This is a genomic window from Ferrovibrio xuzhouensis (genome assembly GCF_042648965.1).
GTDB classification, from domain to species: Bacteria; Pseudomonadota; Alphaproteobacteria; order Ferrovibrionales; family Ferrovibrionaceae; genus Ferrovibrio; species Ferrovibrio xuzhouensis.
Genome location: NZ_JBHRYJ010000001.1, coordinates 1,693,483 through 1,717,488, shown reverse-complemented (window position 1 = coordinate 1,717,488; position 24,006 = coordinate 1,693,483). Strand labels below are relative to the sequence as shown.

The following is a 24,006-nucleotide window of genomic DNA, read 5'->3' as shown; positions in this document are numbered from 1 at the left end:
TTGCAAATAATGCCGGCTTCTGCAGCCGCACTCTGCGTCAAAACACGTGACAAAATCCATATGCAATTACCGGTCTGATTGCACAAAGCGAAACCCGGTCCCCTTGTACAGACAGCCCACCCGGCCGGATTTGCCAGCCCGGGCCGGGTCAGCGCGGCTCGCGCTGGCGGCGCAGCAGTACGTAGAAGGCCCCCGTGCCGCCCATGTCGGGCCGGGCCGGCGCCACGCCCAGTATTTGTTCTCGCCACGGACCGCGGCGCAGATACTCCGGCAGCCAGGCGCGCAGCACGCCACGGCCCGGATGGAAGCCCATCTCCACGGCAGTGTTCCCGGACCCGCTCTGGCCCTTGCCGGTGATCACCAGCAGGCAGCGCTTCTGCTGGGCGATGCCGTCGCGCAGGAAGCGCGACAGCGCCCGTTCGGCATTGGCGAGCGTCAGGCCATGCAGGTCGATGCGCGCCTCGACCGGCAGCTCGCCGCGCTCGAACCGCTGGCGCAGGCGCTTGTCCATCTGCAGCGGCGCGTGGGCCGGCAGCGGCGCATGAGCCGCCAGCGGCGTCTTCTGCCGCGCCTCGGCGCGGGCATAGGCGGCCACGCCGGCGCCTTCGGGCCGGTAGACCTTCGGCAGCGGCGCCAGCGGCTGCGGTACCACATCGGCCTTTTTCAGCGGCCGCGCCGTCTGCGCCACCTGCTGCCAGACCTCGTGGTCCGGTATCAGCGGCGCAGGCGGCGCCTTAGCTTTGCGCGGCGCCATCTTTGACCAGCACGATATGCAGGCGGCGCGGGCCATGGGCACCCAGCACCGGCACCCCCTCGATATCGGCGGTACGCGACGGGCCGGTGACGAAATTCACCGTGCGCGGCCAGTTGTCCACGCTGCCCAGTTTTTCGCGCAGCCGGGCGAAGGCGTCTTCCAGCGCGCCGGTGATCTGGCTTTCGCGCATCACCACGAGATGATGATCCGGCACGAAATGCAGCGTCGTCGGCGTCGTGGCGGACGAATGCAGCATCAGCGTCCCGGTTTCCGCGATGCCGGCAAAGGCCGGCGTGACGCTGACCAGATCCTCGCTGCGGCCGCGGCCATACTCGACCTGCAGCAGCGGCCGGTCGGACCACGGCAGGGCTTCCAACAGCGGGTCGGGCGAGACCTTGAGCGTGGTCGGCAGATTGTGCTGCGCCAGATAGTCGGCGATCTTGGCCGGAACATCGGCTGCGCTGTCGACGCGGTCGACGGTGACCGTCAGCGCCTCGACCTTGGCGACAAACAGGGCGACCTGCTCGTCATGCGGAATCTGCGCGCGCTGTGGCACCAGGTTGCGCGGATGGCCGCTGATGCGGTCGGCGACGGTTTTCGGCCGGGCCGGATCGTTCACCGTTTCTTTCAGGCCGGCGCGCAGGGTGGCGAAGATGCGGTCGCGGGAACTGCTCATCGGGCGCTTCCCTTCCGCTGCCGCTTGTACTGCGTCATGAAGGTCTCGGCCGCCTGCGGTGCCGGCAGGTCGCGGCCATCGGTCCAGCCCGACGCCAGCGGCAGCGCCGTGAAGCGGCCGCCTTTTTTTGCGCCGAGCATATGCAGGGCGGCAATCGCCAGCCGCGTGCCCAGCCGGTACAGCCACGGCCGCCGCGCCGCAAAGGCCCAGGCCTCGATGCCCCAGCGCTGCAGCGGCGGGGTGATCTGCTGCTCGTGCGCCTGTTCGCGCCAGTGCCGCATGATGGCGGGCAGCGGAATGCGCATCGGACAGACCTCCTCGCATTTGCCGCAGAAGGTGGACGCATTCGGCAGGTGCCGCGCGGTTTCCAGCCCGATCATATGCGGGTCGAGCGCGGCGCCGATCGGACCGGGATAGACCCAGCCATAGGCATGGCCGCCGACCGAGCGATAGACCGGGCAGTTGTTCATGCAGGCGCCGCAGCGGATGCAGCGCATCAGCGGCTGCAGCGCGGTGCCGAGCATCTCGCTGCGGCCGTTATCCAGCAGCACGACGTGGAATTCTTCCGGCCCGTCGATGTCTTCCGGCCGCTTCGGGCCGCAGGACAGGGTCGTGTAGCAGCTCATCTCCTGGCCGGTCGCCGAACGGGCAAGGATGCGCAGGATGGTCGAGAGGTCCTCGAGATTGGGGATCACCTTCTCGATGCTGGACACGGCAATGTGCATTTTCGGCAGCGACTGGGTCAGGTCGCCGTTGCCCTCGTTGGTGACGATCACCGTGGCGCCGGTCTCGGCAATCAGGAAATTGGCGCCGGTGATGCCGACCTCGGCCTGGAAATAGCGGTCGCGCAGCACGCTGCGCGCCTCGGAGACCAGCGCCTGCGGGTCGCTGCTGCGCGCGCCGAGCTTCACACCATGCGGTGCGTAGTCGGGGTGGTGATCTTCGAACAGTTCGGCGACCTGCTCGCGGGTCTTGTGCAGCGCCGGGCCGATGATGTGGCTCGGCGGCTCATGGGCCAGCTGGATGATGTATTCGCCGAGGTCGGTCTCGACCGGGGTGATGCCATGCTCCTCGAGGAAATCGTTCAGCCCGATCTCCTCGGTCACCATCGACTTGCCCTTGGTGACGACCTTTGCGTCGCGCGAGCGGCACAGCGCCAGGATGGTCTCGCGCGCCTCGCGCGGGGTGCGGCACCAGTGCACCTTGCCGCCGCGCGCGGTGACCTGCTGCTCGAATTTTTCGAGATAGAGGTCGATGTGCTGCAGCACGTGGTTCTTGATCTTCACGCCCTCGTCGCGCAGGGCCTCGAATTCCGGCAGCTCGCGGGCGGTCTCGACCCGGCGGCTGGCCATCGGGCCGCCGATGATGTCCATCGCCTTGCGCAGGTTGGGGTCTGCCATCGCCTTATGGGCATTGGCCTGGAAATCCTGGGAGGTGACCTGCATGCTCATGGCGTTGCGCTCCCTTACTCGGCTTCGCCGATGGCGGGCGTATCCGCCATGCCGGCCAGCACCTCGGCGACATGGCGCACCTGCACCTTGCTGCCCTCGCGCTTCAGCTTGCCGGCCATGTTGAGCAGACAGCCCATGTCGCCAGCCAGCAGCATCCCGGCGCCGGTGGCGGCGATGTCGGCGGTCTTGCGGCCGACAATGTCGGTCGAGACCTCGCCGTACTTGATGCAGAAGGTGCCGCCGAAGCCGCAGCAGGTCTCCGGCGTCGCCATCTCGACCAGCTCCAGCCCGGCGACGGAGTCGAGCAGCTTGCGCGGCTGCTCCTTCACGCCGAGTTCACGCAGACCCGAACAGCTGTCGTGATAGGTTGCCGTGCCGTCGCAGGCGACATTGGCGAGGCTGTCGACCTTGAGCACGTCGACCAGGAAGCTGGTCAGCTCGTATGTGCGGCCGGCCAGATCATTGGCGCGCGCCTGCCAGGCCGGCTCGGCGGCGAACAATGCCGGGTAATGGTCGCGGATCATGCCGCCGCAGGAACCGGACGGCGCCACCACATAGTCGTAGCCCTCGAAGGCGGCGATCACCTGTCTGGCGATGGCCGTGGTATCGGCACGGTCGCCGGCATTATAGGCCGGCTGGCCGCAGCAGACCTGCGCGTCCGGCACTGTCACGCTGCAGCCGGCATCTTCCAGCAGCCGGATCGCGGCAAAGCCGACGCTCGGCCGGTACAGGTCGACGAGGCAGGTGACGAACAGGGCGACGTGCGGTTTCGCGTCGGCGGGGGCGGCGGGACTGGTCATGGCGAACGGGGTCTCCTCGTCGTCACTCTAGCGCCTTGGTCGCCGCTGGCAACGCCTCTGCCAGCCGGGCAAAGGCTCGCGCCGCCGGATCGACCGGAACGGATGCCGCGCTCCACACTGCACAGACCCGATGCCCCAGCGCATAGACGGCAATGCTGCTGCCGGGACCGCCGCCGGTATGGCCGAGCGGATGACCCAGCGGCTCGTGTGCCCATAACATCAGCCCCAGACCGTAAGCCGGATCGGGATAGGTCGCGCTGCGCTGTTCAGGCAGCGGCCGGCCATCCAGCAGGCGCGCGAAACTCTCCGGCCGCAGCAGACCGCCGGTGACCAATGCATGCAGCAGGCGCGCCGCTTCCACCACCGGGCCGACGACCAGACCGTGATAGACCCAGCCCGGGTGATAGCCGCGTGCGCCGCCCATGGCGACATCGGCAAGATCGGCAGGCTCAAGCGCCAGCCGCGTATCCGCCAGTCCGGCCGGTGCGAAGACAAGCTGCCGCAAAGCATCGGCGAGCGGCAGGCCGGCGGCCTGCGCGATGTGCGTCGCCGCCTTCATATAGCCGATATTGGAATAGGCCCAGCCATGACCTGGGGCATAGCGCAGGCGATCCGCTTCCGTCTCGGCCAGCAGGCGGTCGACCGGCCATGGCGCCGCGCCCGCCGCCACATCCGCATGATATCGCGCAAGGCCGCCGTAATCGGACAAGCCGGCCTCGTGGCGCAGCAGTTGCGCAAGGCTGTACTCCTCGCCCGCCAGCGGCGCGTCCAGCGCCAGCGTACCGCGCTCGACCAGGCGCAGCGCGGCGATGGCGATCACCGTCTTGGTGAAGCTCCACCATGGCACTGCACCGGCGATGCCCTCCAAATGCAGCGTGCCCGTCGCATCGATCAGGGCGAGGGATTCCTCGGCCATGCCGTCAGGCTGGCGCCGTGTCGACGCGCGCGCCTTCGGCGACCAGCCAGTCGACGAACTGCATCACCGTACCGTTGCTGCGGTTGGCCGGATACAGCACGTGGTAGCCTTCGGAGACGAAGATCGGGCCCGCCAGCGGCGCCACCAGGCGGCCGGCGGCGAGATCGTCGGCCACCAGCGGCAGGGCGCCGACCGCGAAGCCGAGGCCGCGCAGCGCCGCCTCCAGCGCGAAGAAGTAATTCTCGAAACGCTGGCCGCCGGTCGGCAGCTGGCGCGAGGAAAAGCCGGCGGCGCGGAACCATTCGAGCCAGGCATTCGGCTTTGAGTCGCTGTGCAGCAGCGGCGCCTGCAGCAGGTCGGCCGGGGTGGCGACGGGACAGCGCGCCAGCAGCGCCGGCGCCGCCACCGGCAGGTTCGGATCGGCGAGGAAATGCCGCGAGACATAGCCCGGGCGATGCATGGCGTGGCGGCGGATCGCCACGTCGAACTCGTCCTGCAGATGCTCGACGGCCTCGGTCGAGGTGACCAGCCGGATTTCGACACGCGGATGTGCGATCTGGAAGGCCGACAGCCGCGGGATCAGCCAGCGCATGGCGAAGGTGGCGACAATGCTGACCCGCACGGTGCGCACGGTGGCCGGCTCGCGCATGCGTTCGGTGGCGCTGCCGAGCCGGTCGAGCGCGGCGCTGACCTCGGCAAGATAGACCGCGGCACGTTCGGTCGGCACCCGGCCGCGGCCCTGCGGGCGGAACAGCGCGGCACCGAGGAACTGTTCCAGCGTCTGCACATGGCGGCTGACCGCGCCATGGGTGACGCCGAGTTCCTCGGCCGCGCGGCTGAAGCTGCCGAGCCGGGCGGCGGCCTCGAAGGCGCGCAGGGCATTGAGGGGCGGCAGGGGCCGCATCTGTGAGTTTTCCTGACAGACAGGTGAGCAAATGACGGCTGGTGGTGGCGCCGTCGCTGCCTATCATACGGCCGCAGACAGCCTGATCAAGCGAGGTTTTCCATGGCTTTCGCGGTTGAACGGCCGGCGCGGCAGACGCCCGCCGCCAGGGATTTGCTTTGCCGTTTCGTCACATATCTGTGGGCCGGCCACAAGGCCCGGGTGGCGCGGCGGCGCAGTTTCGACGCGCTGCGCGAGCTGGATGCCCGGCTGCTCGACGATGTCGGCCTGACCGCGGCCGACCAGCAGCGCCTGCGGCCCGGCGGATAGTCTGTTTCAGCACGGCCCCTGTTTCAGCGTGGCCCCGGGTCACCGCCCGGCAGGTCGCGGTCGCCGTCGCCCAGCGGCCGCTGCATGAACACGCTGTCGACCCAGCGGCCATGCTTGAAGCCGATCGACGGCAGGGTGCCGACGACGCGGAAACCGAGCGCCGCATGCAGGCCGATCGAGCCCATGTTGCCGGTATCGCCGATCACCGCGACCATCTGGCGATAACCCTGCGCCGTGCAGTGCTCGATCAGCGCGGCCAGCAGCGCGCGGCCGATGCCGCGGCGCGGCGCGTCCTGCGCCACATAGATCGAATCCTCGACCGAAAAGCGGTAGGCGATGCGTGGCCGGTAGGGCCCGGCATAGGCATAGCCCACCACCGCGCCGTCGATCTCGGCCACCAGGTAAGGCAGGCCTTTCCCGAGAATGGCGGCGCGGCGCTGGCCGAGCTCGGCGACATCGGGCGGCTCCGTCTCGAAGCTGGCATAGCCGTGCAGCACATGATGGGCATAGATGGCGGCAATGGCGGGCAGGTCGCGGTCATCCGACGGGCGGATCAGCGGGGCGGCGGCAGTCGTCGGCATGGGGAGCGAGAACCGGAACAGTGAAACACCGGAAACAGCATAGCATGGCGGCCCGGGCCGGTGGAATCATAGCCGGTAATGGAACAGGACATAAGTTTTTCTTGTCGGGATTCCGCCGGCAGCCCAGACTCGCGGCCATGAGTGAGACGCCATGAGCGAGAATGCCTTGCCGGCCGCCGCCAGCCTGCGTTTCCGCGAGACCGGCAGCGCCGCTTCCGACATGCCGCAGGCCCCGGTGCTGCAGAGCCTGCTGGCCTACTGGCAGTCGAAATGCGGGCCCGGCGACCGGCTGCCCGGACGCGCCGATCTCGATCCGCTGGAGCTGCGCGGCCTGCTGCCGAACATCTACCTGATCGACGTGCTGCCGGACGGGCGCTTCCGCATCCGCCTGCTCGGCGAGGCCCATGTCGAGGTCTACGGTGCCGGCAAGGTTGGCCGCATCATCGACGACATCTTCCCGCCGGCGGTGGCGGCCGAGTTCAACCGGCTCTATGCCGCGGTGGTGCGTCGCCGCGCACCGGTGATCAATCGCGGCCAGGTGACCTGGATGGAGAGCCATAGCTGGATGCATTATGAGGGCCTGCATGCGCCGCTGGCATCCGACGGCACCAGCATCGACTGCATTTTCGGTGCCGGCGCCTTCGCCGGCGGCCAGGACACGGACCCGTAAAGTCTCACATCGGCCGGGCCTTCGGCCTCACCTGTGTGATGGCGACGCCGGAGATCGCGAGCAGGCCACCAAGAGCCAGTTTCGCCGTCACGGGATCGCCGAGGAACAGCACGCTCGCCATTACGGCGAAGACCGGAAGCAGCAGGCCGAAGGGTGCGATGCGCCCCATGGAGCAGCGGGCGATCAGCCAGAACCACAGGCCGAAGCCCAGGATTCCGCCGATGAAAACCGTATAGGCGAGCGCCAGCCAGCCCCATTGATCCGCCGTGCCAAGGCTCGCCAGCTGTCCATGCTCAAGCAGCAGCGACATCAACACGACCTGCGGCACCGTCAGCAGCGACGACCAGCCCATCAACATCAAAGGATCGAACGGACCGTGGCGTTTGGTCAGGATGTTGGACATCGCGAACGCGAAGGCAGCCCCGACCACCAGCAGCAGCGGCAGCGCGTTTGCCGTCAGGCGTGGCCCCGCTGCCAGTGCGGCCACGCCGGCGAACGCAATCACCACGCCGATGGACGTGGTCAGGGACGGCTTTTCTGCGAGCAGCGGCCAAGCCAGAAGGATGGTGAAGGGCGTGGCGAGCTGATAGGCGATCGCCGACATGCTGCCCGAACCGAGCCCGAGGCCGACATAGAAAAGCCCGAAGTTCAGTCCGCCTAGGAAAACCGAAATGGCTGCGACAGCGCCGAACTGTTGCCGTGCGGGCCGCCTGACGAACGGAACCAGCAGCAGTGCGATGGCCAGGAAGCGCAATGCGAGGAAGAAGAGCGGCGGAAACTGCTGAACGCCCACCTTGATGGCCACGAACTGATAGCCCCAGAGCAAGGGGACGGCCACCGCGCAGAGAATCTGGAGGACAGACATGGCAACTCCCTTTAAAGACTGTTTGGTCCAGATATGGGCGCGCTGACGGGACAGGCGTCCATAGGCGTGTCTAGATGATGAAGCGGTCGAGAAGCGCGTCGGCAGTGGCTTGCGCCGTGGTCCGGGCCGGCCCGGTTTTGCCGGTCACGCGCAGTCCCTCGACGAAACAGACGAGAATGCGGGCGGCCATTGCAGGCTCGACATCATCGGCCAGCCGGCCCGCCGCCTGCGCGCGGGACAGGGCATCCGCCACCCTGGCCCCCATGGTCTTGAAAAAGCGCCCGATGCGAAGATCGACCTCGGCATCACGGCCGGCCAGTTCCATGGCCGTGGCCACCAGCAGGCAGCCGCGCCGGCCACGGGCGCCGCTGGTGCGGTCGACATAGCCGGCAAGATAGGCCCGCAGGCCCTCGACCGGTTCTCTCCGGGCAGCAAGTTCGAGATCCATCCGCGCCACGGCATCGGCAATGTAGCGATCGAGCGCAAGCAGGAAGAGCGCATGCTTGTCGCCGAACGCGGCGTAAAGGCTGCCGCGCGACAGCTTCGTTGCCTGCAGCAGGTCCGGCAGCGCCGTGGCGTGATAGCCGCGCGACCAGAACACTCCCATCGCACGTTCGACGGCGGTATCCATGTCGAAGCTTCGCGGACGGCCCCGGGGTAACGGCTCTGCGGTCTGGCGGTTCATGGCGATATATTAGACCGATTGGTCTTTAAATCACAAGCCGCCCTTTTGGGGTCATTTCCGGCGGAATCAGGAGAGTGCCGTCAGCTTCGACGCCACGGCCTTCGGCAGCAGCAGCCACAGCCGGCCCGGTTGTTTCATGCGGCCGGCGAGCGCCTCGGCCGCGGCGCCATGGCCCCAGAAGACATCGCCGCGCACGCCGCCGGTGATCGCGCCGCCGGTATCCTGCGCCACCATCAGGCGCTGCAACGGCGTATCGGCCGCGCCGGCCTGCAGCGCCGGCCGCGTGGTGTCGAGCCACAGCGGAACGCCCAGCGCAAAATGCTTGCGGTCGACGGCAAGGCTGCGGCCGGGCAGCAAAGCCACGCCCTCGGCGCCGGGCGGACCATCGCTGTCGTCCTTCGGCTTGGGCAGTTCGCGGAAAAACACGTAGGAGGGATTCTCGCGCAGCAGTGCCGGTGCTTCCGCCGGATGCGCCGCCAGCCAGGCCCGGATGGTCTGCAGCGAAACCTGGTCGCGCGTCATCTCGCCGCGCGCGATCAGCACGCGGCCGATGGCGACGTAAGGATGCCCGTTCTGCGCCGAAAAGCCGACCCGCATCTGGCCGCCGTCGTCGAGCTGCACGAGGCCTGAGCCCTGCACCTGCAGGAAGAAGGCATCGGCTGCATCGTCGAGCCAGACCAATTCGAGATTGCGGCCCTCCAGCGCACCGGCCTCGATGCCGCTGCGGTCGTCATAGGGTTTCAGCCGGCCGCCGCGCACCCGGCCGGCGATGCGCTGGCCTTTCAGGCTGTCGCGGAATTCGCCGAGATCGACCTGCACCAGATCCGGCGGCTGGCGATACAGCGGAATCTGGTAGGCGCCATGGCGCTTGCGGCTGCCGTGCACCAGCGGTTCGTAATAGCCCGTGAACAGCCCCTGGACGCTGCCGTCGCCGAGCACCGCCATCGGCTGCAGCTGTGCCTCGACCAAGGCGCGCAAGGCTGCGTCGTCGCCCGGCCGCAGGGTGCCGAGCGCGGTGCAGAAGGGCCGCCAGTCGTCCGGCGTGCCATACTGCGCGAAGCCGTCGAGCCCGCGATCGGCCGGCCGCGCCATCAGCTTCGTGCAGGAGCGCGCCAGTGCCGGCAGCACGGCCGCGGTCGCATCGGCCTGCCAGCCGGGCAGGCCGGCGAAGCTGGCCGGCTGGAACGATAGGGTCGGGGGCTTCGGCGCCTCGGCGCAGGCGGCGAGCAGCGCCAGCAGGACAACGGCGCCGAACCGGCGCAGCAGCGGCGGCACCATTATACCGGTGTGGTCGGCGCGGCGGGGGCGGAGGTGGCGATCAGGGTCCAGTTCGGATCGCGCGAACCGGTGTCGCGGGCGAAGGTCCACACATCGGTGACCTCCTCGACCTTGTTGGCATGGCCGCCGACCACATGGTCATGGGCGTCGCGGATCGCGGTCATCAGCTCGCTACGAAAGCTGACCGTCACCTCGGCGATGCGACCGTTGACCTGGGTTTCGGTGATCTCGGCGCCGCGCATGCCAACCACCTTGGTTTCCATGATCTCGCCGCGCTTGGCGCGTTCATCGATGGCGCCGGCGAAATCGGTGAACACCTCGCGCGACAGCAGCGGCCGCAGCGTATCCTTGTCGCCGGCGGCGAACGCCGTGACGATCATCTCGTAGGCCGCCGTGGCGCCGGCGACGAATTCGGCCGGATCGAACCGGGGGTCGACGCTGGTGATGCGGTCGATCTTCGCATCGCCGCTGGGCGCGGCCGGCTGGTCGCGGCGCGGCAGGGTGATCACCTTGTTCTCGTCGGCCGTTTCGCCGCTCTCGGCCTCGGGCCCGCCGCCGAAGCGGCGGCGGCGCTGCTGTTCGTGACCGGTGCGCTGGCCGAGCACCGACCGCAGGCGCAGCACGATAAAGCCCGCAACCGCGCCGAGCAGGATGATATCGAGAAACTGGAAGCCGCCGTCACCCATTGGAAATGCCTGTTGTGACTGAATATTCAGTGTAACGCCTCGTCCCGGCCGGGTCCAGCCGGGGCGATGGCGGAATACCAGTCAGATAAGGGCGATTGCAACCATTGCAAGGCGTCATCGCGGCCGCCTCGCCGGTAACCCGGGAGGCGGCTTGTCGCCCGCCGCGAAAGCATGCTAGGGACGGATCGCCCTGTACCAGATAGCGAAAGACCGCCGGTCATGACCGACAGCACCATGCCGCCCGAAGGGTTCAATCCGGATACCGCGCCGCGGTTCGGCCTCAACGCCCAGTATACCAAGGACCTCTCCTTCGAGCATCCGATGGCCCCGCGCAGCTTCAGCATGCCTGGCGCCCCGCAGATCTCGGTCAATGTCGGCACCCAGGCCGAGCGGGTCAGCGATGATCTGTACGAAGTGACCTTGCGCATCATGTGCGAGGCCAAGCATGGCGAGGAGACCGCTTTCGTGGTCGACCTCTATTATGCCGGCCTGTTCGCCATCGCCAACGTGCCGCAGGAGCATATCGAGCCGCTGCTGCTGGTCGAGGCGCCGCGGCTGCTGTTCCCGTTTGCCCGCCGCATCGTCGCCGACACCACCCGCGACGGCGGCATGCCGCCGCTGATGCTCGACCCGATCGACTTCCTCGCCCAGTACCAGCGCAGCAAGGAAGTCGAGGCCGCGCAGCAGAACCTGGCCTGACCCCGGCCCTGACATGAGCATCCCGCTGGATGACGCGATCGCCAGATCGTCTCATCCGCGGCTGCTGACCCTCGATTTTCTCGATCAGTGCTCGCCGCGCATCCGGCGTGCCTGGGACTACTGGACCGCCAAGCGCGGCGACCGGCCGATGCCGTCGCGCCGCGACATCGACCCGGCCGAGATCCCCGACCTGCTGCCCTATCTGGTGCTGACCGAGGTGCTGCCGGACCCGCCCTTCCTGCGCTATCGCCTGGTCGGCACCAAACAGGTGGCGATCCGCGGCCATGATCCGACCGGCCTGCCGGTCAGCGGCCATTACATCGGCCATAACGAGGGTGTCTTCGAGGGCGAGGTGATGCTGAATTACCGCATCGTCATCGAGGGCCGGCGTTTCGTCTACGACTATCGCATCAAGACCGGCCCGGAGCGCGGCGACGGCTCATTCGGCAGCCGCCCGGTGCAGGAGCGCGGCACCCTGCTGCTGCCGCTGTCGAGCGACGGTGACATTGTCGACATGGTGTTCTGCTGCGCCGACGTGGAAGACCGCGCCTAGGACGGTCTCGGCCGCGCCCTACTCGCTCTTCAGCCAGAGCGCATCCTTCAGTTTGGCGACAAAGGCCGCATGGGCGGCGGTTTCCGCCGCGCTGGCGGCATGCGGCCGCGGCGGCCGCGCCGGCCCGCGCGGCGCCTGCAGGGCGACCACCGTGCGGCCGTCACCATCGAGCCCGGCCAGGCCGAGGCCCTGCTGACGACCACCGATCAGTTCGAGATAGACCTCGGCCAGCAGCTCGGCATCGAGCAGCGCGCCATGCTTGGTGCGCGCCGAATTGTCGATATTGAAGCGCTTGCACAGCGCATCGAGGCTGGCCTGGGCACCGGGGAATTTCTGCCGCGCCATGCGCACGGTGTCGATGGCGCGCTCCATGGCGAGATGCGGCATGCCCTCGATCCGCGCCAGTTCGGCATTCAGGAAACCCATATCGAAGGCGGCATTGTGGATCACCAGCGGGTCCTCGCCGACGAAGGCGACGAACTCCGCGGCGACACTGGCGAAGACCGGCTTGTCCTTGAGGAAGTCGTCGGACAGGCCATGCACCTTGAAGGCGTCTTCCGGCATCGTGCGTTCGGGATTGATGTAGACGTGGTAATGCCGGCCGGTGGCGATGTGGTTGACCAGCTCGATGCAACCGATCTCGACGATGCGGTCGCCGGTCTGCGGATCGAAGCCGGTGGTTTCGGTATCCAGCACGATCTCGCGCATCAGCGGGCCTTTCCGTTCATCTCTGCGGCCTGGCGGGCGAGGTCATCGACCACCGCCTGCACCCGGGCTTCGGTTTCGGCCAGCGGCAGGCCGGTGTCGATCACATAGTCGGCGCCGGCGCGCTTGATCTCGTCCGGCACCTGGCGGGCCAGAATGGCCTCGAATTTCTCGGCCGTCATGCCCGGCCGCGCCAGCACGCGGGCGCGCTGGGCCTCGGCCGGCGCGCTGACCACGATAACGGCGTCATAGCCGGCGCGGTTGCGCCCCTCGAACAGCAGCGGGATGTCGAGCACGACAAAGGCATCGCCGCGCGCCGCCGCATCCTCGAGGAAGGCCTGCCGCACCTGGCCGACCAGCGGATGCACGATGGCCTCGAGCCGGCGGATCGCATCGCCGTCGCCGAGCACCAGTTTCGACAGGATGGCACGGTCGACGCCGGCCGCGCCGACCGCCTCCGGGAAAGCGGCCCGCAGGGGTTCGACCGCGGCGCCGCCCGGGGCATAGAGCGCATGCACGGCGGCGTCGGCATCGAACAGCGCAATGCCCCGTGCCGTCAGCATCCTGCCCACCGTGGACTTGCCCATGCCGATCGAGCCGGTCAGCGCCACCTTCATCATACGAGCGGGCATCATGCGAGCGGGCATCATGCGGGCAGCACCGTGATGTCGTAATCGGCCAGCTGCCGGTCGTGGGTCACCAGGATCAGATCCTCGATGCGGGCCTGGGCGACCAGCATGCGGTCGAAGGGATCGCGGTGCAGCAGCGGCAGATCGGCAACGGCGCGGGCGTGGGCCGGTTCAATCCCGAGCAGTGTCGCCCCCATCCGGGGCAGGTAACTTTCCCAGTCCAGCCCGGCCGTCAGTTTTCCGGTGCCGACCTTGATGGCGATTTCCCACAGGCTCGCCATGCTGACAAACAGGTCGTTGTCGCTGGACCGCAGAGCCGTCCGGGCATCGGGCAGCAGCCGGTCCAGATCGTCCAGCGCCCAGAGAAAGGCATTGGTGTCGAGCAGCAGCCTCACGCTTTGTCATCCGGAAACAACGGGCTGGCATAGAAATCCCGCTCGATCTCGGCGTCCGCCTGATCGTAGTCCGGCGCGAACCAGATCTTGCCTTTCAGCAGGCCGAACTCCCGTTTCGGCTTTTCCGCCGGTTCTGCCGGCACCAAGCGCACCTCCGGCTTGCCGGCGCGGGCGATGATGACCTCCTCGCCGCGCTTCACAGCGTCGATCAGCTTCGACAGGCTGGTTTTCGCCTCGTGGATATTAACCTGGATTGTCATGGGCTTATACCTTAGCTAAGCTAAGTATGCGTGCTTAGTCTAGCTAGGTTAGCTAAGTTTGGCAAGATCACTCTGCCAGCACCGCCGCCCGCAGTGCCGGGGTCACCGCCGGCGCCACCCCGAACCAGGCCGCAAAGCCCGGCCGGCCCTGGTGCAGCAGCATGCCGAGACCATCCACCACCGGGTTGCCGCGGGCGGCCGCGCGGGCCAGCAGGTCGGTCTCGAGCGGGGCATAGACGATATCGTTGACCAGCGCCGAAGCCGGCAGGTCGTCGAGGGCAAGGTCGAGTGGCGGCTGGCCGGCCATGCCGAGGCTGGTGGTGTTGACCAGCAGCCCGGCGCCGCCGAGCGCATCGGCGCGGTCGTCCCAGCCGACCGGCCGGATGCGCCGGGGGTCGAATTCGGCCGCCAGGTCGGCCGCCTTGCCGGCGCTGCGGTTGACGAGGCGAATCTCCGGCGCCCCGGCATCGAGCAGGGCGGCCAGCACCGCCCGGGCACCACCGCCGGCGCCAAGCACCACGGCGGGCGCCGCCGCCGCGGTCCAGCCGGCCGGAGCTCCCGCAGCCAGGTTCTCGAGAAAGCCGAAGGCGTCGGTATTGCTGCCCGTCAGGCTGCCATCGGGCTGCACGACGATGGTGTTGACCGCGCCGATGCGCCGCGCGACGGGGTCGATCCCGGCCAGATAGGGCAGCACCGCCAGCTTGTGCGGCACGGTCACATTGACGCCCCGGAAGCCCGGCTCCTTCGGCAGCGCCGCGAGGAAGTCGCCCAGCTCCTCGGGCGGCACCGGGATGCGGTCATAGCGGCCGATGATGCCATGCTGCTGCAGCCAGAAGCCGTGCAGTTTCGGCGAGCGCGAATGCGCCACCGGCCAGCCGATCACGGCAGCCCGCGGGATGATCTCGTCGCCACCATGCTCCATGCGGGTCATGTGCGGACGAGCTGGTGGTTGCGCAGCATGTCGAGCAGGGGCAGCAGCGGCAGGCCGAGGATGGTGAAGAAGTCGCCCTGGATGCGGCTGAACAGCTGCACGCCGAGGCCTTCGAGCTGGTAGCAGCCGACCGACTGCAACACGGCGTCGCCGGCCTGGGCCAGATAGGCGTCGAGGAAACCGTCGCTGAAGTCGCGCATGGTCAGCTTCGCGGTCTCGGCATGGCGCCAGATCGCGCTGCCGTTGCGCATCAGCACCACGGCGGAGACCAACTCGTGGGTCTTGCCGCGTAAGGAAAGCAACTGCGCGCGCGCCTCGGCCAGATCGGCGGGCTTGTCGTACCAGCGGCCGTCGCAGGCCAGCATCTGGTCGGCGCCGATCACGAAGCTGTCGTCGCCTAGCCCACCTGCGGGCGGCGTGCCGCGCAGCGCCTTCAGTTCGGCCAGCGCCTCGGCGGCCTCGCGCACGCTGGCGCCTTCCGCCTGCAGGCCGCGCTTGATCTCGGTCTCGTCGACGCGGGCCGGTACAATGCTGAAATCAAGGCCGGCCTGGCGCAGCATGGCGGCCCGGGCCGTACTGGCCGAAGCAAGAATCAGACTCATGGGATCAGGCTCATGGCTCGTCGTCCGCCCCGGACGCATCGTGCGGCGGCGCCAGCCCGAGTTCCTGCTGGCGGTGCTGTTCCTCGCGCCGCGCGTAGTGATTGAGGATCGCCGCCGCGGTTTCCTCGATGGAGCGCCGGGTGACGTCGATGATCGGCCAGCCATGGCGGCTGCACAGCTTGCGGGCGATGTTGAGTTCCTCGCGCACCCGCTCGGCATCGACATATTCGGTCTCGACCGATTCATTCATGGCGATCAGGCGATTGCGCCGCACCGAGATCAGCCGGTCGGGCGAGGCGGTCAGGCCGACCACCAGCGGGTTGCTCAGGTGATGCAGTTCCTCGGGCACCGGCAGGCCCGGCACGATCGGGATATTCGCCGTCTTGTAGCCGCGGTTGGCCAGATAGATCGAGGTCGGCGTCTTCGAGGTGCGCGACACGCCGACCAGCACGATATCGGCCTTGTCGATATCCGACAGATGCTGGCCGTCGTCATGGGCGATGGTGAAATGCATCGCGTCGATGCGGTAGAAATATTCGGCATCGAGCTCGTGCTGACGGCCGGGCAGGTTCTGCGCCTTTTCGCCGAGATACTTGCCGAAGGCATGCATGATCGGGTCGAGCACCGGCACGATCTGCAGCTTGGCCTTGGCGCAGCGCCGCACCAGGATCTCGCGCAGTTCGAGGTCGACCACGGTGAACAGCACCAGGCCGCCCATGGCGGCGATTGCCTCGACCACGCGCTCCATCTGCAGCGGCGTGCGGACCAGCGCCCAGGTATGCACCTCGACCTCGTCGTGGGACTTGCGAAACTGCACCAGGGCTGCCGTGGCGATCGACTTCAGCGTCTCGCCGGTGGCATCGGAAACCAGGTGGATATGCGGCCGGGCGGTCTTCGGCATGAACCTGCAGGTGCGGTGAATTCCGTGGATAAAGGGGACAAGCGGCACTTTGTCCCCAGGACCGCCAATTTCATGCCCGCAAGCTGTCTTTCATGCAACCAGCCTGTCACCGGAGGATCAAATTTACCGGTCGCCTGTGGATAGCGTGCACGGCGGCGCCGGCGGCGGATCATCCCCGTTATCCCCATGATTCCGGGGCGCGGTCCGTGGCGGTCCGGCGACGGTTTGATGCCATTTATCCCGGCAAGACGGCCCTTGCGGATAATCCGGGGGATGCCGGGACATACTGCCGGACGACCGGGGCAAAACCGCTTATCCCCGACTCACACCGCACATCCACCACTACATCTCTTTAGAATTAAATATTATAGGGAAGGGATAAGAGTGCAGACCCGCCCAGGGCCTGAGCCGCGGAAATCTCCGCAGGCAGGGCCTCCAGCAGAGAATCCAGGCAGAAGATCCTTGGCCCAGAGCAGTCAGATCCCGAGCAGTCCGATTCCCGTCAAACCTTTGCTGCGCACCCTTGCCGGGCTGCCTTCCGAACGACCGCCGCTCTGGCTGATGCGTCAGGCCGGCCGCTATCTGCCGGAATACCGCGAACTGCGGGCCAAGGCCGGCAGCTTCCTCGACCTGTGCTATACGCCGGAGCTGGCTGCCGAGGTCACCCTGCAGCCGATCCGCCGCTTCGGCTTCGACGCCGCCATCCTGTTCGCCGATATCCTGCTCATTCCGCAGGCGCTGGGCCAGGGGCTGGCGTTCAAGGAAAACGAAGGGCCGGTGCTGGATGCGATCCGCGGCGCCGCCGAACTGACCAGGCTGAACCCGCAGGGCATCCACGGGCGCCTGGGGCCGGTCTACGAGGCCGTGGCGCTCATCAAGGCTGCCCTGCCGCCGGACTGTACCCTGATTGGCTTTGCCGGGGCGCCCTGGACGGTGGCGACCTACATGCTGGAAGGGCGCGGGTCGACCGATCATGCCGCCGCCAAGACCTGGGCCTTCGGCAACCCGGAGGCCTTGAGCCGCCTGATCGACATCCTGGTCGAGGCGACCGTGGCCTATCTGGGCCGCCAGATCGAGGCCGGCGCCGAAGTCGTCCAGCTGTTCGACACCTGGGCCGGCGTCCTGCCCGAAGCCGAATTCCGCCGATTCTGCCTCGAGCCGGTGCGGCGGATCATCGCGGCGGTGAAAGAGAAATACCCGGGTGTGCCGGTGATCGCCTTTCCGCGTGGCGCCGGCGTGCTGCTGGATGGCTATGCGGCGGCCACCGGCGCCGACGCGCTCGGCCTCGACTACACCGTGCCGCTCGGTTGGGCGCGCGACCGGCTGTGGCCGAAGACGGTGGTGCAGGGCAATCTCGATCCGCGCCTGCTGGTGGTCGGCGGCCAGGCCATGGCCGATGGCGTGCATCGCCTGCTGCAGAGCTTCCAGGGTCGCAACCACATCTTCAATCTCGGCCATGGCATCGTGCCGGAAACCCCGGTGCGTCATGTCGAGGACCTGGTGCGACTGGTGAAGGGATCCGCCGTCAGCGCCTGAACGGTCTATTGGATGTAGGCCAGATCCTGGATCGCGGCCGCCACCAGGCCGGTGCCGGCGGCGATCATCAGAATGTCGGAGGATACCCGCACATAGCGGTAGCCGGCCGGCGGCGGGCTGAGATGCATCACCAGCTCGGGCGGCAGGTTGTAATAGACGACATCGCGCGGCAGCGGCCGGCCGATTTCCCAGCGCTTCGCCTGACCCGGCGGCATGCAGCGGTCGTGCTTTTTGGCGAGGCCCGGCGGGCAATGGCCATGGCGGCCGAGATCGGCGTAATAGTCGCGCACGGCGACACGATCGTTGTCATGGAATTCGATGTTGATGTTGACCGAGGAGCCGCGATCGGGGTCATGCTCCGGACCACGCTCGTGCGATTCGCGATGCTCGTCGCGGCGGTAATCCTCGTGGCCACGGCCCTTGCCAGGCGGTGGATCGGCGAAAGCCGGCAGGGCGACGGACAGGGCGATAGTGAAGGCAAGAGCGGAGGCGAAGGGGCGGGTGCTGGTCATCTGGGCCTCGTCAGTTGGGCACACGCAGCGCGTGGTGGCTCCAGTGTGCGTGCAATTACGGCAAATTTCCGGCGGCCGGCCCCGATACCCGGGATCAATAAAAAACCACCAGGGTTTAAAACCCTGGTGTCCAATACGACAAATTGGCTGTATGGCGTGGTTACTGATTTTGGCCGGAGCCTCGCATGCTGCCGGAGCCCCGATTGGCCGGCGGTTCGTCGGGCAGGGTGATGCCGCGCTGCTGGGCACGCTCCTGCATCTGCTTGTGGTTTTCGGTCCGGATCTGCTCGCGTTCCTGGGTGGTCTTGGCGTTGCGCATCCGCTGGCGGTAGCGATTCATCTCTTCCTGGGTCATCAGCTGGCGGCCATAGATCTGGCTGTCGTCGGTCGTCGTCGCACCACGACCGGTGCCCTGGCCCATACCCTGACCGCCACGGCCCATGCCACCACCACTACCGCCGCCACCGCCGCCACCTTGGGCCAGCTGGATGGGGGCATCATTGGCGGCGGCAGGCGGAATCGGTGCCGCCAGTAACATCAGGGCGAGGCAGGCGAACGGTAATGCGTATCTGGTCATCTCGACCTCCTGTTTTGGGGAACACATCTCGAATGCCGTATGGATCGGATGCAGTCCCGACGGATAGAATCCCGCCGATATTTTCATTACTGCACGATTGTCCGCGTCTGCATTTGATCGAGGTCAGTCCGGGCACGGGATCGTCCAACCCGGCAGGGCACGGACGATCCCGGAAGATTTCCCTGATCCTCCATGTATTGCCCTGTCCTGCCCGTGCTTTACATTGAGCGGCGATGCCCCATAAAACCGCCGTCATCCTGTTCAACCTCGGAGGGCCCGACAGCCCGCAGGCCGTGGAACCTTTCCTGTTCAACCTGTTCAGCGACCCGGCGATCATCCGCCTGCCCAACCCGCTGCGCTGGCTGGTGGCGAAACTGATTTCGTCGCGCCGCGCGCCGGTAGCCGCCGGCATCTACGACAAGATGGGCGGCCGTTCGCCGATCCTGCCGCAGACCGAGGCGCAGGCGGCCGCCTTGAAGGTGGCGCTCGGGTCCGACGATTACCGCGTGTTCATCGCCATGCGCTACTGGCATCCCTTTGCCGATGAAACGGCGAAAGCCGTGCGCGACTGGGGGGCGGAGCGCATCGTGCTGCTGCCGCTCTATCCGCAGTTCTCGACCACCACCACGGGATCGTCGCTGACCGACTGGCACCGCGCCGCAGCCAAGGCCGGCATGAACCTGCCGACCGCGGCGATCGGCTGTTATGCCGACGAGGGCGGTTTCGTCGCCGCGCAGGTCGACCTGCTGCGCGCGGCGCTGGCACAGGCGGAAACGCAGGGCCCGGCCACCGCACCGATCCGCATTCTCTTCTCGGCCCATGGCCTGCCGAAGAAGGTGGTGACCGACGGCGACCCGTATCAGATGCAGGTCGAACGCAGCGTCGCCGCCATGCTGCGGCTGCTCGGCCGGCCCGAGATCGACAGCCGCATCTGCTTTCAGAGCCGGGTCGGGCCGCTGGAATGGATCGGTCCGGGGACCGACGCCGAGATCGCCCAGGCCGCGCTCGACGGCTGCCGCATCGTCGTGGTGCCGGTGGCCTTCGTGTCGGAGCATTCCGAGACCCTGGTCGAACTCGACATCGAATATGCCGAACTGGCGCAGCACAATGGTGCCGCCGCCTATATCCGCGTGCCCACGGTGGGCAGCGCGCCGGAATTCATCAGCGGGCTGGCGCGGCTGGTGAAGCATGCCGGGGCCTTCGACGGTAAACCGCGCTGCGGCAGCGGCCCGCGACCCTGCGGCAATGCCTGGCGCCGTTGCGCCTGTGCCGGCTAGGGGTTAAGACAGCGGCATGTTTCCTGACTGGCTGCCCTACGATCTGCTGAAGGCCCTGCACATCATTTCCGTCATCGGCTGGATGGCGGGCATGCTGTATCTGCCGCGGCTGTATGTCTATCACGCCGCTGCCGCACCGGGATCGGAGCTGTCCGAAACCCTGAAGGTGATGGAGCGCCGTCTGCTGCGCGGCATCATCAATCCGGCGATGATCGCCACCTGGATTTTCGGCATCTGCATCGCCATCGAGGGCAACTGGTGGAGCCAGGGCTGGCTGCATGGCAAACTGACGCTGGTGATCCTGATGCAGATCACCCATGCGCTGCTGTCGCGCTGGCGCCGTGCCTTTGCCGAGGACCGCAACATCCACAGCCAGCGCTTCTATCGCTATGTCAACGAGGTGCCGACCGTGCTGATGATCGGCATCGTTCTCCTCGTCGTCCTCAAGCCCTTCTGATACAACAGGAAATCAGTTTTTCCTGTCTTTTCGCGGCCTGATCCGCTATATCAGGCGCAGTGCCGCCTGCGGTTCTTCCCGCCCGCGGCCCGCATCGCCGGTTCTGCTGCCCGCCACCCTGGCTTTTTGCAGCGGATGTTTGTCCCGGCAATGCACCTGAGACCGGATCAACCGGTCCTGTCGCCAGCAGCCCAGTGCCTATCCGCCCAGTGGCCCATCCGCCCAGTGCGCATCTGCTCTGAGTCCAGGCTGTTCATGCCGCCGCCGTTGAAGCGGCGGTTCGTCGCATCGCCGCACCGGCGATGCCGTTGCCGACCCTTTTGCCAAGGAGACGACCATGTCGCAGACCCCCCGGAAGACCGAGACATCGCCTGCCGAGACCGACGATATGGTCAATGTCTACGGCAGCGGCCCGCTGCCGGTCGGCGAACGCATCGCCCCCGACGATACGGCGACGGACACCGCGGACGAAGCCGTCTGAGGCAGCCCGCGGCGATCCGTCCACCCAACATAAGGAGATCATCGTCCCATGCGTATTTTTGTCCGTGAACCGATGTCGGAAGACACCCGCATTTCGATCCGCCTGCATCTGCAGAATTTCTCTGCCGGCAAGGCCGCGGTCGATTCCGATGGCAGCCAGATGGTGGTCGACTTCGTCGAACCCGGCGATGCCAAGCTGTTCCTGAAAAGCTTTTCCGACATCGCCCAAGCAGCGTAAACATGGCTGCATAAGCCAGGCTGTACCTGCCGGCCCGGCGGCGCCTAGGCCTGCCGGGCCGGACGGTTGACCAGATAAATGCCGGCGCAGATCAGCGCCACCGCCGCGATCAGCAGCGGCGTCACCGTCTCCTGCAGCAGCAGCGCACCGAAGACGACGCCGAACACCGGCGTGAGAAACGAGAAGGCCGACAGGCGCGAGGCCGGATAATGCGCCACCAGCCAGAACCAGGTGGCATAGCTGACAAAGGCGACCAGCACGATCTGGTAGCCGAGCGCCAGCAGCACCGGCGCGGTCGGCACCAGGGCGAATGGCTCGCCGAACAGCAGCCGCGCCGCCGCCGGCAGCACGATGGCGGAAACTCCAAGCTGGTAGAACAGCGTCTTCTCGGGCCGGCAGCGCGCCAGCGGCGAGGCCTTGATCAGCACCGTGGTGGCGCCCCAGGCGATGGCGCCGGCGAAACACATCACATCCCCCACCAGTTCGATGCGCGACGGCAGCCGCAGGCTGTCGGCGAAGGCCAGCAGCAGCCCGGCAAAGGCGGCGCAGAGCCCCAGCAGCCGCAGCCGCGTCAGCCGGTCGTTTGCGACAAAGGCATGGGCGCCGAGCGCCACCACGAAGGGCGAGGTATAGACGAAGACCACGCCGCGCGAGGCCGTCGTGTAGCTGAGCCCCCAGTAGACCAGCAGGAATTCCAGCGCGAACAGCAGCCCGGCGGCGATGCCCCACCACAGCGTGCCGTCGCGGCCGAACAGCGGAATGCGGTGCATCCGGCACCAGGCCAGCAGCAGCACGGCCGCGCCGATCGAACGCAGGCCGGCCTGCAGCACCGGGCTGATGCCGGCATTGGCGATCTTGATGGCGATCTGGCTGAGACCCCAGCAGGCACAGCACAGCAGCAGGATGACGACAGCGGTGCGATCGAGGGCATTACGTTGAATCATGGGCGCTGGATCATTTCTGGTGGATTCCGGCAGGCGGGACGGTTTTCGCCTCATAGCATCCGGAACACCGGCCGGACAGGACAAAAGACTTGTCCTGAGCCCCGGTGCTAGGAGTATGTTCCCGTTGTGTACCAATTCAGCCTTGTGATATCTGCCGCAGGCGCGGAATTTTGGTGCGACGCCCTTTTTCACGAATGTCGCCGGACAATATTTTTAAGGCGCAAGAAAGTTACCTGCACTAGATTCCGCCGGCACCAGACTTGTCCGGGACCCGGGAGGCGGCCACCCGGCACAAGCAGATCAAACAGGCAGTTATCGGCTGGCCGTGCGTGGCGCGATCCGCATTGCCGCAAGGTCAGGGTTTCGTGTTGTCAGTCACACGTCTTTAGCTTGTCGATACCGTCCTGCGCATTTACTTCTTCGCGCATGCAAAAAACAGCGGGGGTTTATCCAATGTCTTTGAGTTCCGTGTTCCGCACCGGCCGTACCGCCGCCGTTGCACTGCTGACACTGACGGCCGCCACCATGGCCCAGGCCCCTGCGGCCCGGGCGCAGGGCGGCCCGCCGCCGGTGACCGTCGCCAAGCCGCTGGTCAAGCCGATTGTCGAGATGGATGAATATACCGGCCGTTTCGATGCCGTGGCTGCGGTGGATATCCGCGCCCGCGTCAACGGCTATCTGGAAAGCGTGCTGTTCACCGATGGCGCCATCGTCAAGAAGGGCGACCCGCTTTTCGTGATCGATCCGCGGCCCTACCAGGCGGCGCTCAACCAGGCGCAGGCCAGCCTCGGCGCGCTGCAGACCCAGTATAATTTCGCCAAGTCGGATTACGAGCGCTACACGCGGCTGACCCGGACCGGCGCTGCCGCCGAGCGTGACCTCGAGCAGAAGCGCCAGGCCTTCGAGCAGGCCCAGGCCGATATCGCCGGCGCTCGTGCTGCGATCGAGACCGCGCGTCTCAATCTGGCCTATACCGACATCCGCGCACCGATCTCGGGGCGCATCTCGCGCAAGCTGGTCACCGAGGGCAACCTGGTGAACGAGAACAGCACGCTGCTGACCACCATCGTGCAGCTCGACCCGATCTATTTCTATTTCGACATCGACGAGCGGTCGTATCTGTCTTACCAGCGCCTGGCGATGAAGTCCGGCGGCAGCAGCAGCCTCGACGGCAAGTCGCTCGACATTGGCGTTGAGCTGACCGACGAGGACGACTTCCTGCACAAGGGCAAGCTCGACTTCAGCGACAACCGGCTCGATGCCGCCACCGGCACCATGCGCCTGCGCGCCGTGCTGCCCAACAAGGACCTGTTCCTGACGCCGGGCCTGTTCGGCCGCATCGCCGTGCCGGGCAGCCCGGAATACCAGGCCGTGCTGGTGCCCGACGAGGCGATCCTCGCTGATCTCGACCGCCGCTACGTCTATGTCGTCGGCGCCGACGGCGTGGCGCAGCAGCGCCCGGTGACGCTGGGTTCGCGCACCGACCGCTACCGCATCATCCGCACCGGCCTGAAGGGCGACGAGACCGTGGTGATCAACGGCCTGCAGCGCGTGCGTCTGGCCGGCGGCCACGTCACGCCGCAGATGATCACGCTGCCGCCGGAATGGCCGGGCCTGATGGCTCTGGCCGCCCAGCAGCAGGGCCAGAAGCCGGCCGAGCCGAAAAAGCAGTAAACGCACCAGCGACCCGGCGGCGGCGGTTGCCTAAACCGTCGCCGCATCAGCTTATGCCGCA

At 67.1% G+C, this 24,006-nt stretch carries 31 protein-coding genes; 10 read left to right on the top strand and 21 right to left on the bottom strand.

Annotated features, from left to right (window positions below):
• Nucleotides 1-148: 148 nt before the first annotated feature.
• Genes ACFOOQ_RS08525 through ACFOOQ_RS08500 form a run of 6 tightly spaced genes read right to left on the bottom strand, consistent with a single transcriptional unit; the run spans nt 149 to nt 5,501 of the window.
• A complete protein-coding gene (locus ACFOOQ_RS08525; protein ID WP_379724422.1) occupies nt 149-754 on the bottom strand; it encodes a Smr/MutS family protein in 606 nt (201 codons plus the stop codon).
• The gene (locus tag ACFOOQ_RS08520) at nt 735-1,430 is read right to left on the bottom strand and encodes a LutC/YkgG family protein (RefSeq protein WP_379724419.1); all 696 of its coding nucleotides are present in this window, start codon (nt 1,428-1,430) and stop codon (nt 735-737) included. Before ACFOOQ_RS08520 ends, ACFOOQ_RS08525 begins: the two co-directional genes overlap by 20 nt.
• Complete coding sequence (locus tag ACFOOQ_RS08515) at nt 1,427-2,881, bottom strand: LutB/LldF family L-lactate oxidation iron-sulfur protein (protein ID WP_449265800.1); 1,455 nt, start codon at nt 2,879-2,881, stop codon at nt 1,427-1,429. The genes ACFOOQ_RS08520 and ACFOOQ_RS08515 overlap by 4 nt, the downstream gene beginning before the upstream one ends.
• A 14-nt stretch (nt 2,882-2,895) precedes the next feature.
• Nucleotides 2,896-3,681 (bottom strand): (Fe-S)-binding protein, encoded by a 786-nt coding sequence (locus tag ACFOOQ_RS08510; protein ID WP_379724416.1) that lies wholly within the window; start codon nt 3,679-3,681, stop codon nt 2,896-2,898.
• A gap of 22 nt (nt 3,682-3,703) precedes the next feature.
• Nucleotides 3,704-4,597: a serine hydrolase domain-containing protein gene (locus ACFOOQ_RS08505; RefSeq protein ID WP_379724413.1), complete on the bottom strand. Its 894-nt coding sequence runs from the start codon at nt 4,595-4,597 to the stop codon at nt 3,704-3,706.
• Between the two features lie 4 nt (nt 4,598-4,601).
• Nucleotides 4,602-5,501, bottom strand: a complete 900-nt coding sequence (locus ACFOOQ_RS08500) for a LysR substrate-binding domain-containing protein (RefSeq protein ID WP_379724410.1) — start codon at nt 5,499-5,501, stop codon at nt 4,602-4,604.
• Nucleotides 5,502-5,603: 102 nt separating this feature from the next.
• Between ACFOOQ_RS08500 and ACFOOQ_RS08495 the strand changes: the two genes are divergently transcribed.
• Nucleotides 5,604-5,810 carry a DUF1127 domain-containing protein gene (locus tag ACFOOQ_RS08495; protein WP_379724407.1) on the top strand — a complete coding sequence of 69 codons (207 nt, stop codon included), beginning with the start codon at nt 5,604-5,606 and terminating at the stop codon, nt 5,808-5,810.
• A 23-nt stretch (nt 5,811-5,833) separates the two neighbouring features.
• On the opposite strand, the gene ACFOOQ_RS08490 is transcribed toward ACFOOQ_RS08495, so the two are convergent.
• Complete coding sequence (locus tag ACFOOQ_RS08490) at nt 5,834-6,391, bottom strand: GNAT family N-acetyltransferase (protein WP_379724404.1); 558 nt, start codon at nt 6,389-6,391, stop codon at nt 5,834-5,836.
• A 151-nt stretch (nt 6,392-6,542) separates the two neighbouring features.
• Here ACFOOQ_RS08490 and ACFOOQ_RS08485 point away from each other — a divergent pair, with 151 nt between their 5' ends.
• A complete protein-coding gene (locus ACFOOQ_RS08485; protein ID WP_379724401.1) occupies nt 6,543-7,061 on the top strand; it encodes a PAS domain-containing protein in 519 nt (172 codons plus the stop codon).
• Between the two features lie 4 nt (nt 7,062-7,065).
• On the opposite strand, the gene ACFOOQ_RS08480 is transcribed toward ACFOOQ_RS08485, so the two are convergent.
• The 4 genes from ACFOOQ_RS08480 to ACFOOQ_RS08465 all read right to left on the bottom strand — a co-directional run bounded on the left by ACFOOQ_RS08480 (nt 7,066) and on the right by ACFOOQ_RS08465 (nt 10,575).
• Complete coding sequence (locus ACFOOQ_RS08480) at nt 7,066-7,926, bottom strand: DMT family transporter (protein WP_379724398.1); 861 nt, start codon at nt 7,924-7,926, stop codon at nt 7,066-7,068.
• A gap of 70 nt (nt 7,927-7,996) precedes the next feature.
• The gene (locus ACFOOQ_RS08475; RefSeq protein ID WP_379724395.1) at nt 7,997-8,557 is read right to left on the bottom strand and encodes a TetR/AcrR family transcriptional regulator; all 561 of its coding nucleotides are present in this window, start codon (nt 8,555-8,557) and stop codon (nt 7,997-7,999) included.
• Nucleotides 8,558-8,677: 120 nt separating this feature from the next.
• On the bottom strand, nt 8,678-9,889 hold the full coding sequence (mltA, locus tag ACFOOQ_RS08470; protein ID WP_379724392.1) for a murein transglycosylase A: 1,212 nt from the start codon (nt 9,887-9,889) through the stop codon (nt 8,678-8,680).
• The gene (locus ACFOOQ_RS08465) at nt 9,889-10,575 is read right to left on the bottom strand and encodes a Tim44/TimA family putative adaptor protein (protein ID WP_379724389.1); all 687 of its coding nucleotides are present in this window, start codon (nt 10,573-10,575) and stop codon (nt 9,889-9,891) included. The genes mltA and ACFOOQ_RS08465 overlap by 1 nt, the downstream gene beginning before the upstream one ends.
• A gap of 219 nt (nt 10,576-10,794) precedes the next feature.
• On the opposite strand from ACFOOQ_RS08465, the gene secB reads away from it, so the two are divergent.
• Nucleotides 10,795-11,274, top strand: coding sequence for a protein-export chaperone SecB (gene secB / locus ACFOOQ_RS08460; RefSeq protein ID WP_379724386.1), 480 nt, complete (start codon nt 10,795-10,797; stop codon nt 11,272-11,274).
• A gap of 13 nt (nt 11,275-11,287) precedes the next feature.
• Nucleotides 11,288-11,827, top strand: coding sequence for a PAS domain-containing protein (locus ACFOOQ_RS08455; protein WP_379724382.1), 540 nt, complete (start codon nt 11,288-11,290; stop codon nt 11,825-11,827).
• Nucleotides 11,828-11,845: 18 nt separating this feature from the next.
• Here the strand turns inward: ACFOOQ_RS08455 and dnaQ are convergent, their stop codons facing one another.
• The 7 genes from dnaQ to ACFOOQ_RS08420 all read right to left on the bottom strand — a co-directional run bounded on the left by dnaQ (nt 11,846) and on the right by ACFOOQ_RS08420 (nt 16,250).
• The gene (gene dnaQ, locus ACFOOQ_RS08450) at nt 11,846-12,535 is read right to left on the bottom strand and encodes a DNA polymerase III subunit epsilon (protein ID WP_379724379.1); all 690 of its coding nucleotides are present in this window, start codon (nt 12,533-12,535) and stop codon (nt 11,846-11,848) included.
• Nucleotides 12,535-13,167, bottom strand: a complete 633-nt coding sequence (coaE, locus tag ACFOOQ_RS08445) for a dephospho-CoA kinase (protein ID WP_379724376.1) — start codon at nt 13,165-13,167, stop codon at nt 12,535-12,537. Before coaE ends, dnaQ begins: the two co-directional genes overlap by 1 nt.
• An 11-nt stretch (nt 13,168-13,178) precedes the next feature.
• Nucleotides 13,179-13,556 carry a type II toxin-antitoxin system VapC family toxin gene (locus ACFOOQ_RS08440; RefSeq protein ID WP_379724373.1) on the bottom strand — a complete coding sequence of 126 codons (378 nt, stop codon included), beginning with the start codon at nt 13,554-13,556 and terminating at the stop codon, nt 13,179-13,181.
• Nucleotides 13,553-13,816 (bottom strand): type II toxin-antitoxin system Phd/YefM family antitoxin, encoded by a 264-nt coding sequence (locus ACFOOQ_RS08435; protein ID WP_379724371.1) that lies wholly within the window; start codon nt 13,814-13,816, stop codon nt 13,553-13,555. Before ACFOOQ_RS08435 ends, ACFOOQ_RS08440 begins: the two co-directional genes overlap by 4 nt.
• A 67-nt stretch (nt 13,817-13,883) precedes the next feature.
• Nucleotides 13,884-14,738 carry a shikimate dehydrogenase gene (locus ACFOOQ_RS08430; protein WP_379725381.1) on the bottom strand — a complete coding sequence of 285 codons (855 nt, stop codon included), beginning with the start codon at nt 14,736-14,738 and terminating at the stop codon, nt 13,884-13,886.
• 5 nt (nt 14,739-14,743) lie between these two features.
• Nucleotides 14,744-15,349 carry a Maf family protein gene (locus ACFOOQ_RS08425; RefSeq protein WP_379724368.1) on the bottom strand — a complete coding sequence of 202 codons (606 nt, stop codon included), beginning with the start codon at nt 15,347-15,349 and terminating at the stop codon, nt 14,744-14,746.
• A 10-nt stretch (nt 15,350-15,359) separates the two neighbouring features.
• Complete coding sequence (locus ACFOOQ_RS08420; RefSeq protein WP_379724365.1) at nt 15,360-16,250, bottom strand: pyruvate, water dikinase regulatory protein; 891 nt, start codon at nt 16,248-16,250, stop codon at nt 15,360-15,362.
• Between the two features lie 462 nt (nt 16,251-16,712).
• On the opposite strand from ACFOOQ_RS08420, the gene hemE reads away from it, so the two are divergent.
• Nucleotides 16,713-17,786: a uroporphyrinogen decarboxylase gene (hemE, locus tag ACFOOQ_RS08415; protein WP_379724362.1), complete on the top strand. Its 1,074-nt coding sequence runs from the start codon at nt 16,713-16,715 to the stop codon at nt 17,784-17,786.
• A gap of 5 nt (nt 17,787-17,791) precedes the next feature.
• Here hemE and ACFOOQ_RS08410 read toward each other — a convergent pair whose 3' ends face one another.
• Nucleotides 17,792-18,298 (bottom strand): RcnB family protein, encoded by a 507-nt coding sequence (locus ACFOOQ_RS08410; RefSeq protein ID WP_379724359.1) that lies wholly within the window; start codon nt 18,296-18,298, stop codon nt 17,792-17,794.
• Nucleotides 18,299-18,458: 160 nt separating this feature from the next.
• Nucleotides 18,459-18,875, bottom strand: a complete 417-nt coding sequence (locus tag ACFOOQ_RS08405; RefSeq protein WP_379724356.1) for a hypothetical protein — start codon at nt 18,873-18,875, stop codon at nt 18,459-18,461.
• 233 nt (nt 18,876-19,108) lie between these two features.
• Between ACFOOQ_RS08405 and hemH the strand changes: the two genes are divergently transcribed.
• From hemH to ACFOOQ_RS08385, 4 genes are all read left to right on the top strand, one after another.
• The gene (gene hemH / locus ACFOOQ_RS08400) at nt 19,109-20,152 is read left to right on the top strand and encodes a ferrochelatase (RefSeq protein WP_379724353.1); all 1,044 of its coding nucleotides are present in this window, start codon (nt 19,109-19,111) and stop codon (nt 20,150-20,152) included.
• Between the two features lie 16 nt (nt 20,153-20,168).
• On the top strand, nt 20,169-20,609 hold the full coding sequence (gene hemJ / locus ACFOOQ_RS08395; protein WP_379724350.1) for a protoporphyrinogen oxidase HemJ: 441 nt from the start codon (nt 20,169-20,171) through the stop codon (nt 20,607-20,609).
• Nucleotides 20,610-20,946: 337 nt separating this feature from the next.
• Nucleotides 20,947-21,090, top strand: coding sequence for a hypothetical protein (locus tag ACFOOQ_RS08390; protein ID WP_379724347.1), 144 nt, complete (start codon nt 20,947-20,949; stop codon nt 21,088-21,090).
• Between the two features lie 48 nt (nt 21,091-21,138).
• Nucleotides 21,139-21,327 (top strand): hypothetical protein, encoded by a 189-nt coding sequence (locus tag ACFOOQ_RS08385; protein ID WP_379724344.1) that lies wholly within the window; start codon nt 21,139-21,141, stop codon nt 21,325-21,327.
• A 44-nt stretch (nt 21,328-21,371) separates the two neighbouring features.
• Here the strand turns inward: ACFOOQ_RS08385 and ACFOOQ_RS08380 are convergent, their stop codons facing one another.
• Entirely contained in the window at nt 21,372-22,271 is a 900-nt protein-coding gene (locus ACFOOQ_RS08380) for a DMT family transporter (RefSeq protein WP_379724341.1), read from the bottom strand.
• Between the two features lie 453 nt (nt 22,272-22,724).
• Here ACFOOQ_RS08380 and ACFOOQ_RS08375 point away from each other — a divergent pair, with 453 nt between their 5' ends.
• Nucleotides 22,725-23,945 carry an efflux RND transporter periplasmic adaptor subunit gene (locus tag ACFOOQ_RS08375; RefSeq protein ID WP_379724338.1) on the top strand — a complete coding sequence of 407 codons (1,221 nt, stop codon included), beginning with the start codon at nt 22,725-22,727 and terminating at the stop codon, nt 23,943-23,945.
• The last annotated feature ends 61 nt before the right edge of the window (nt 23,946-24,006 follow it).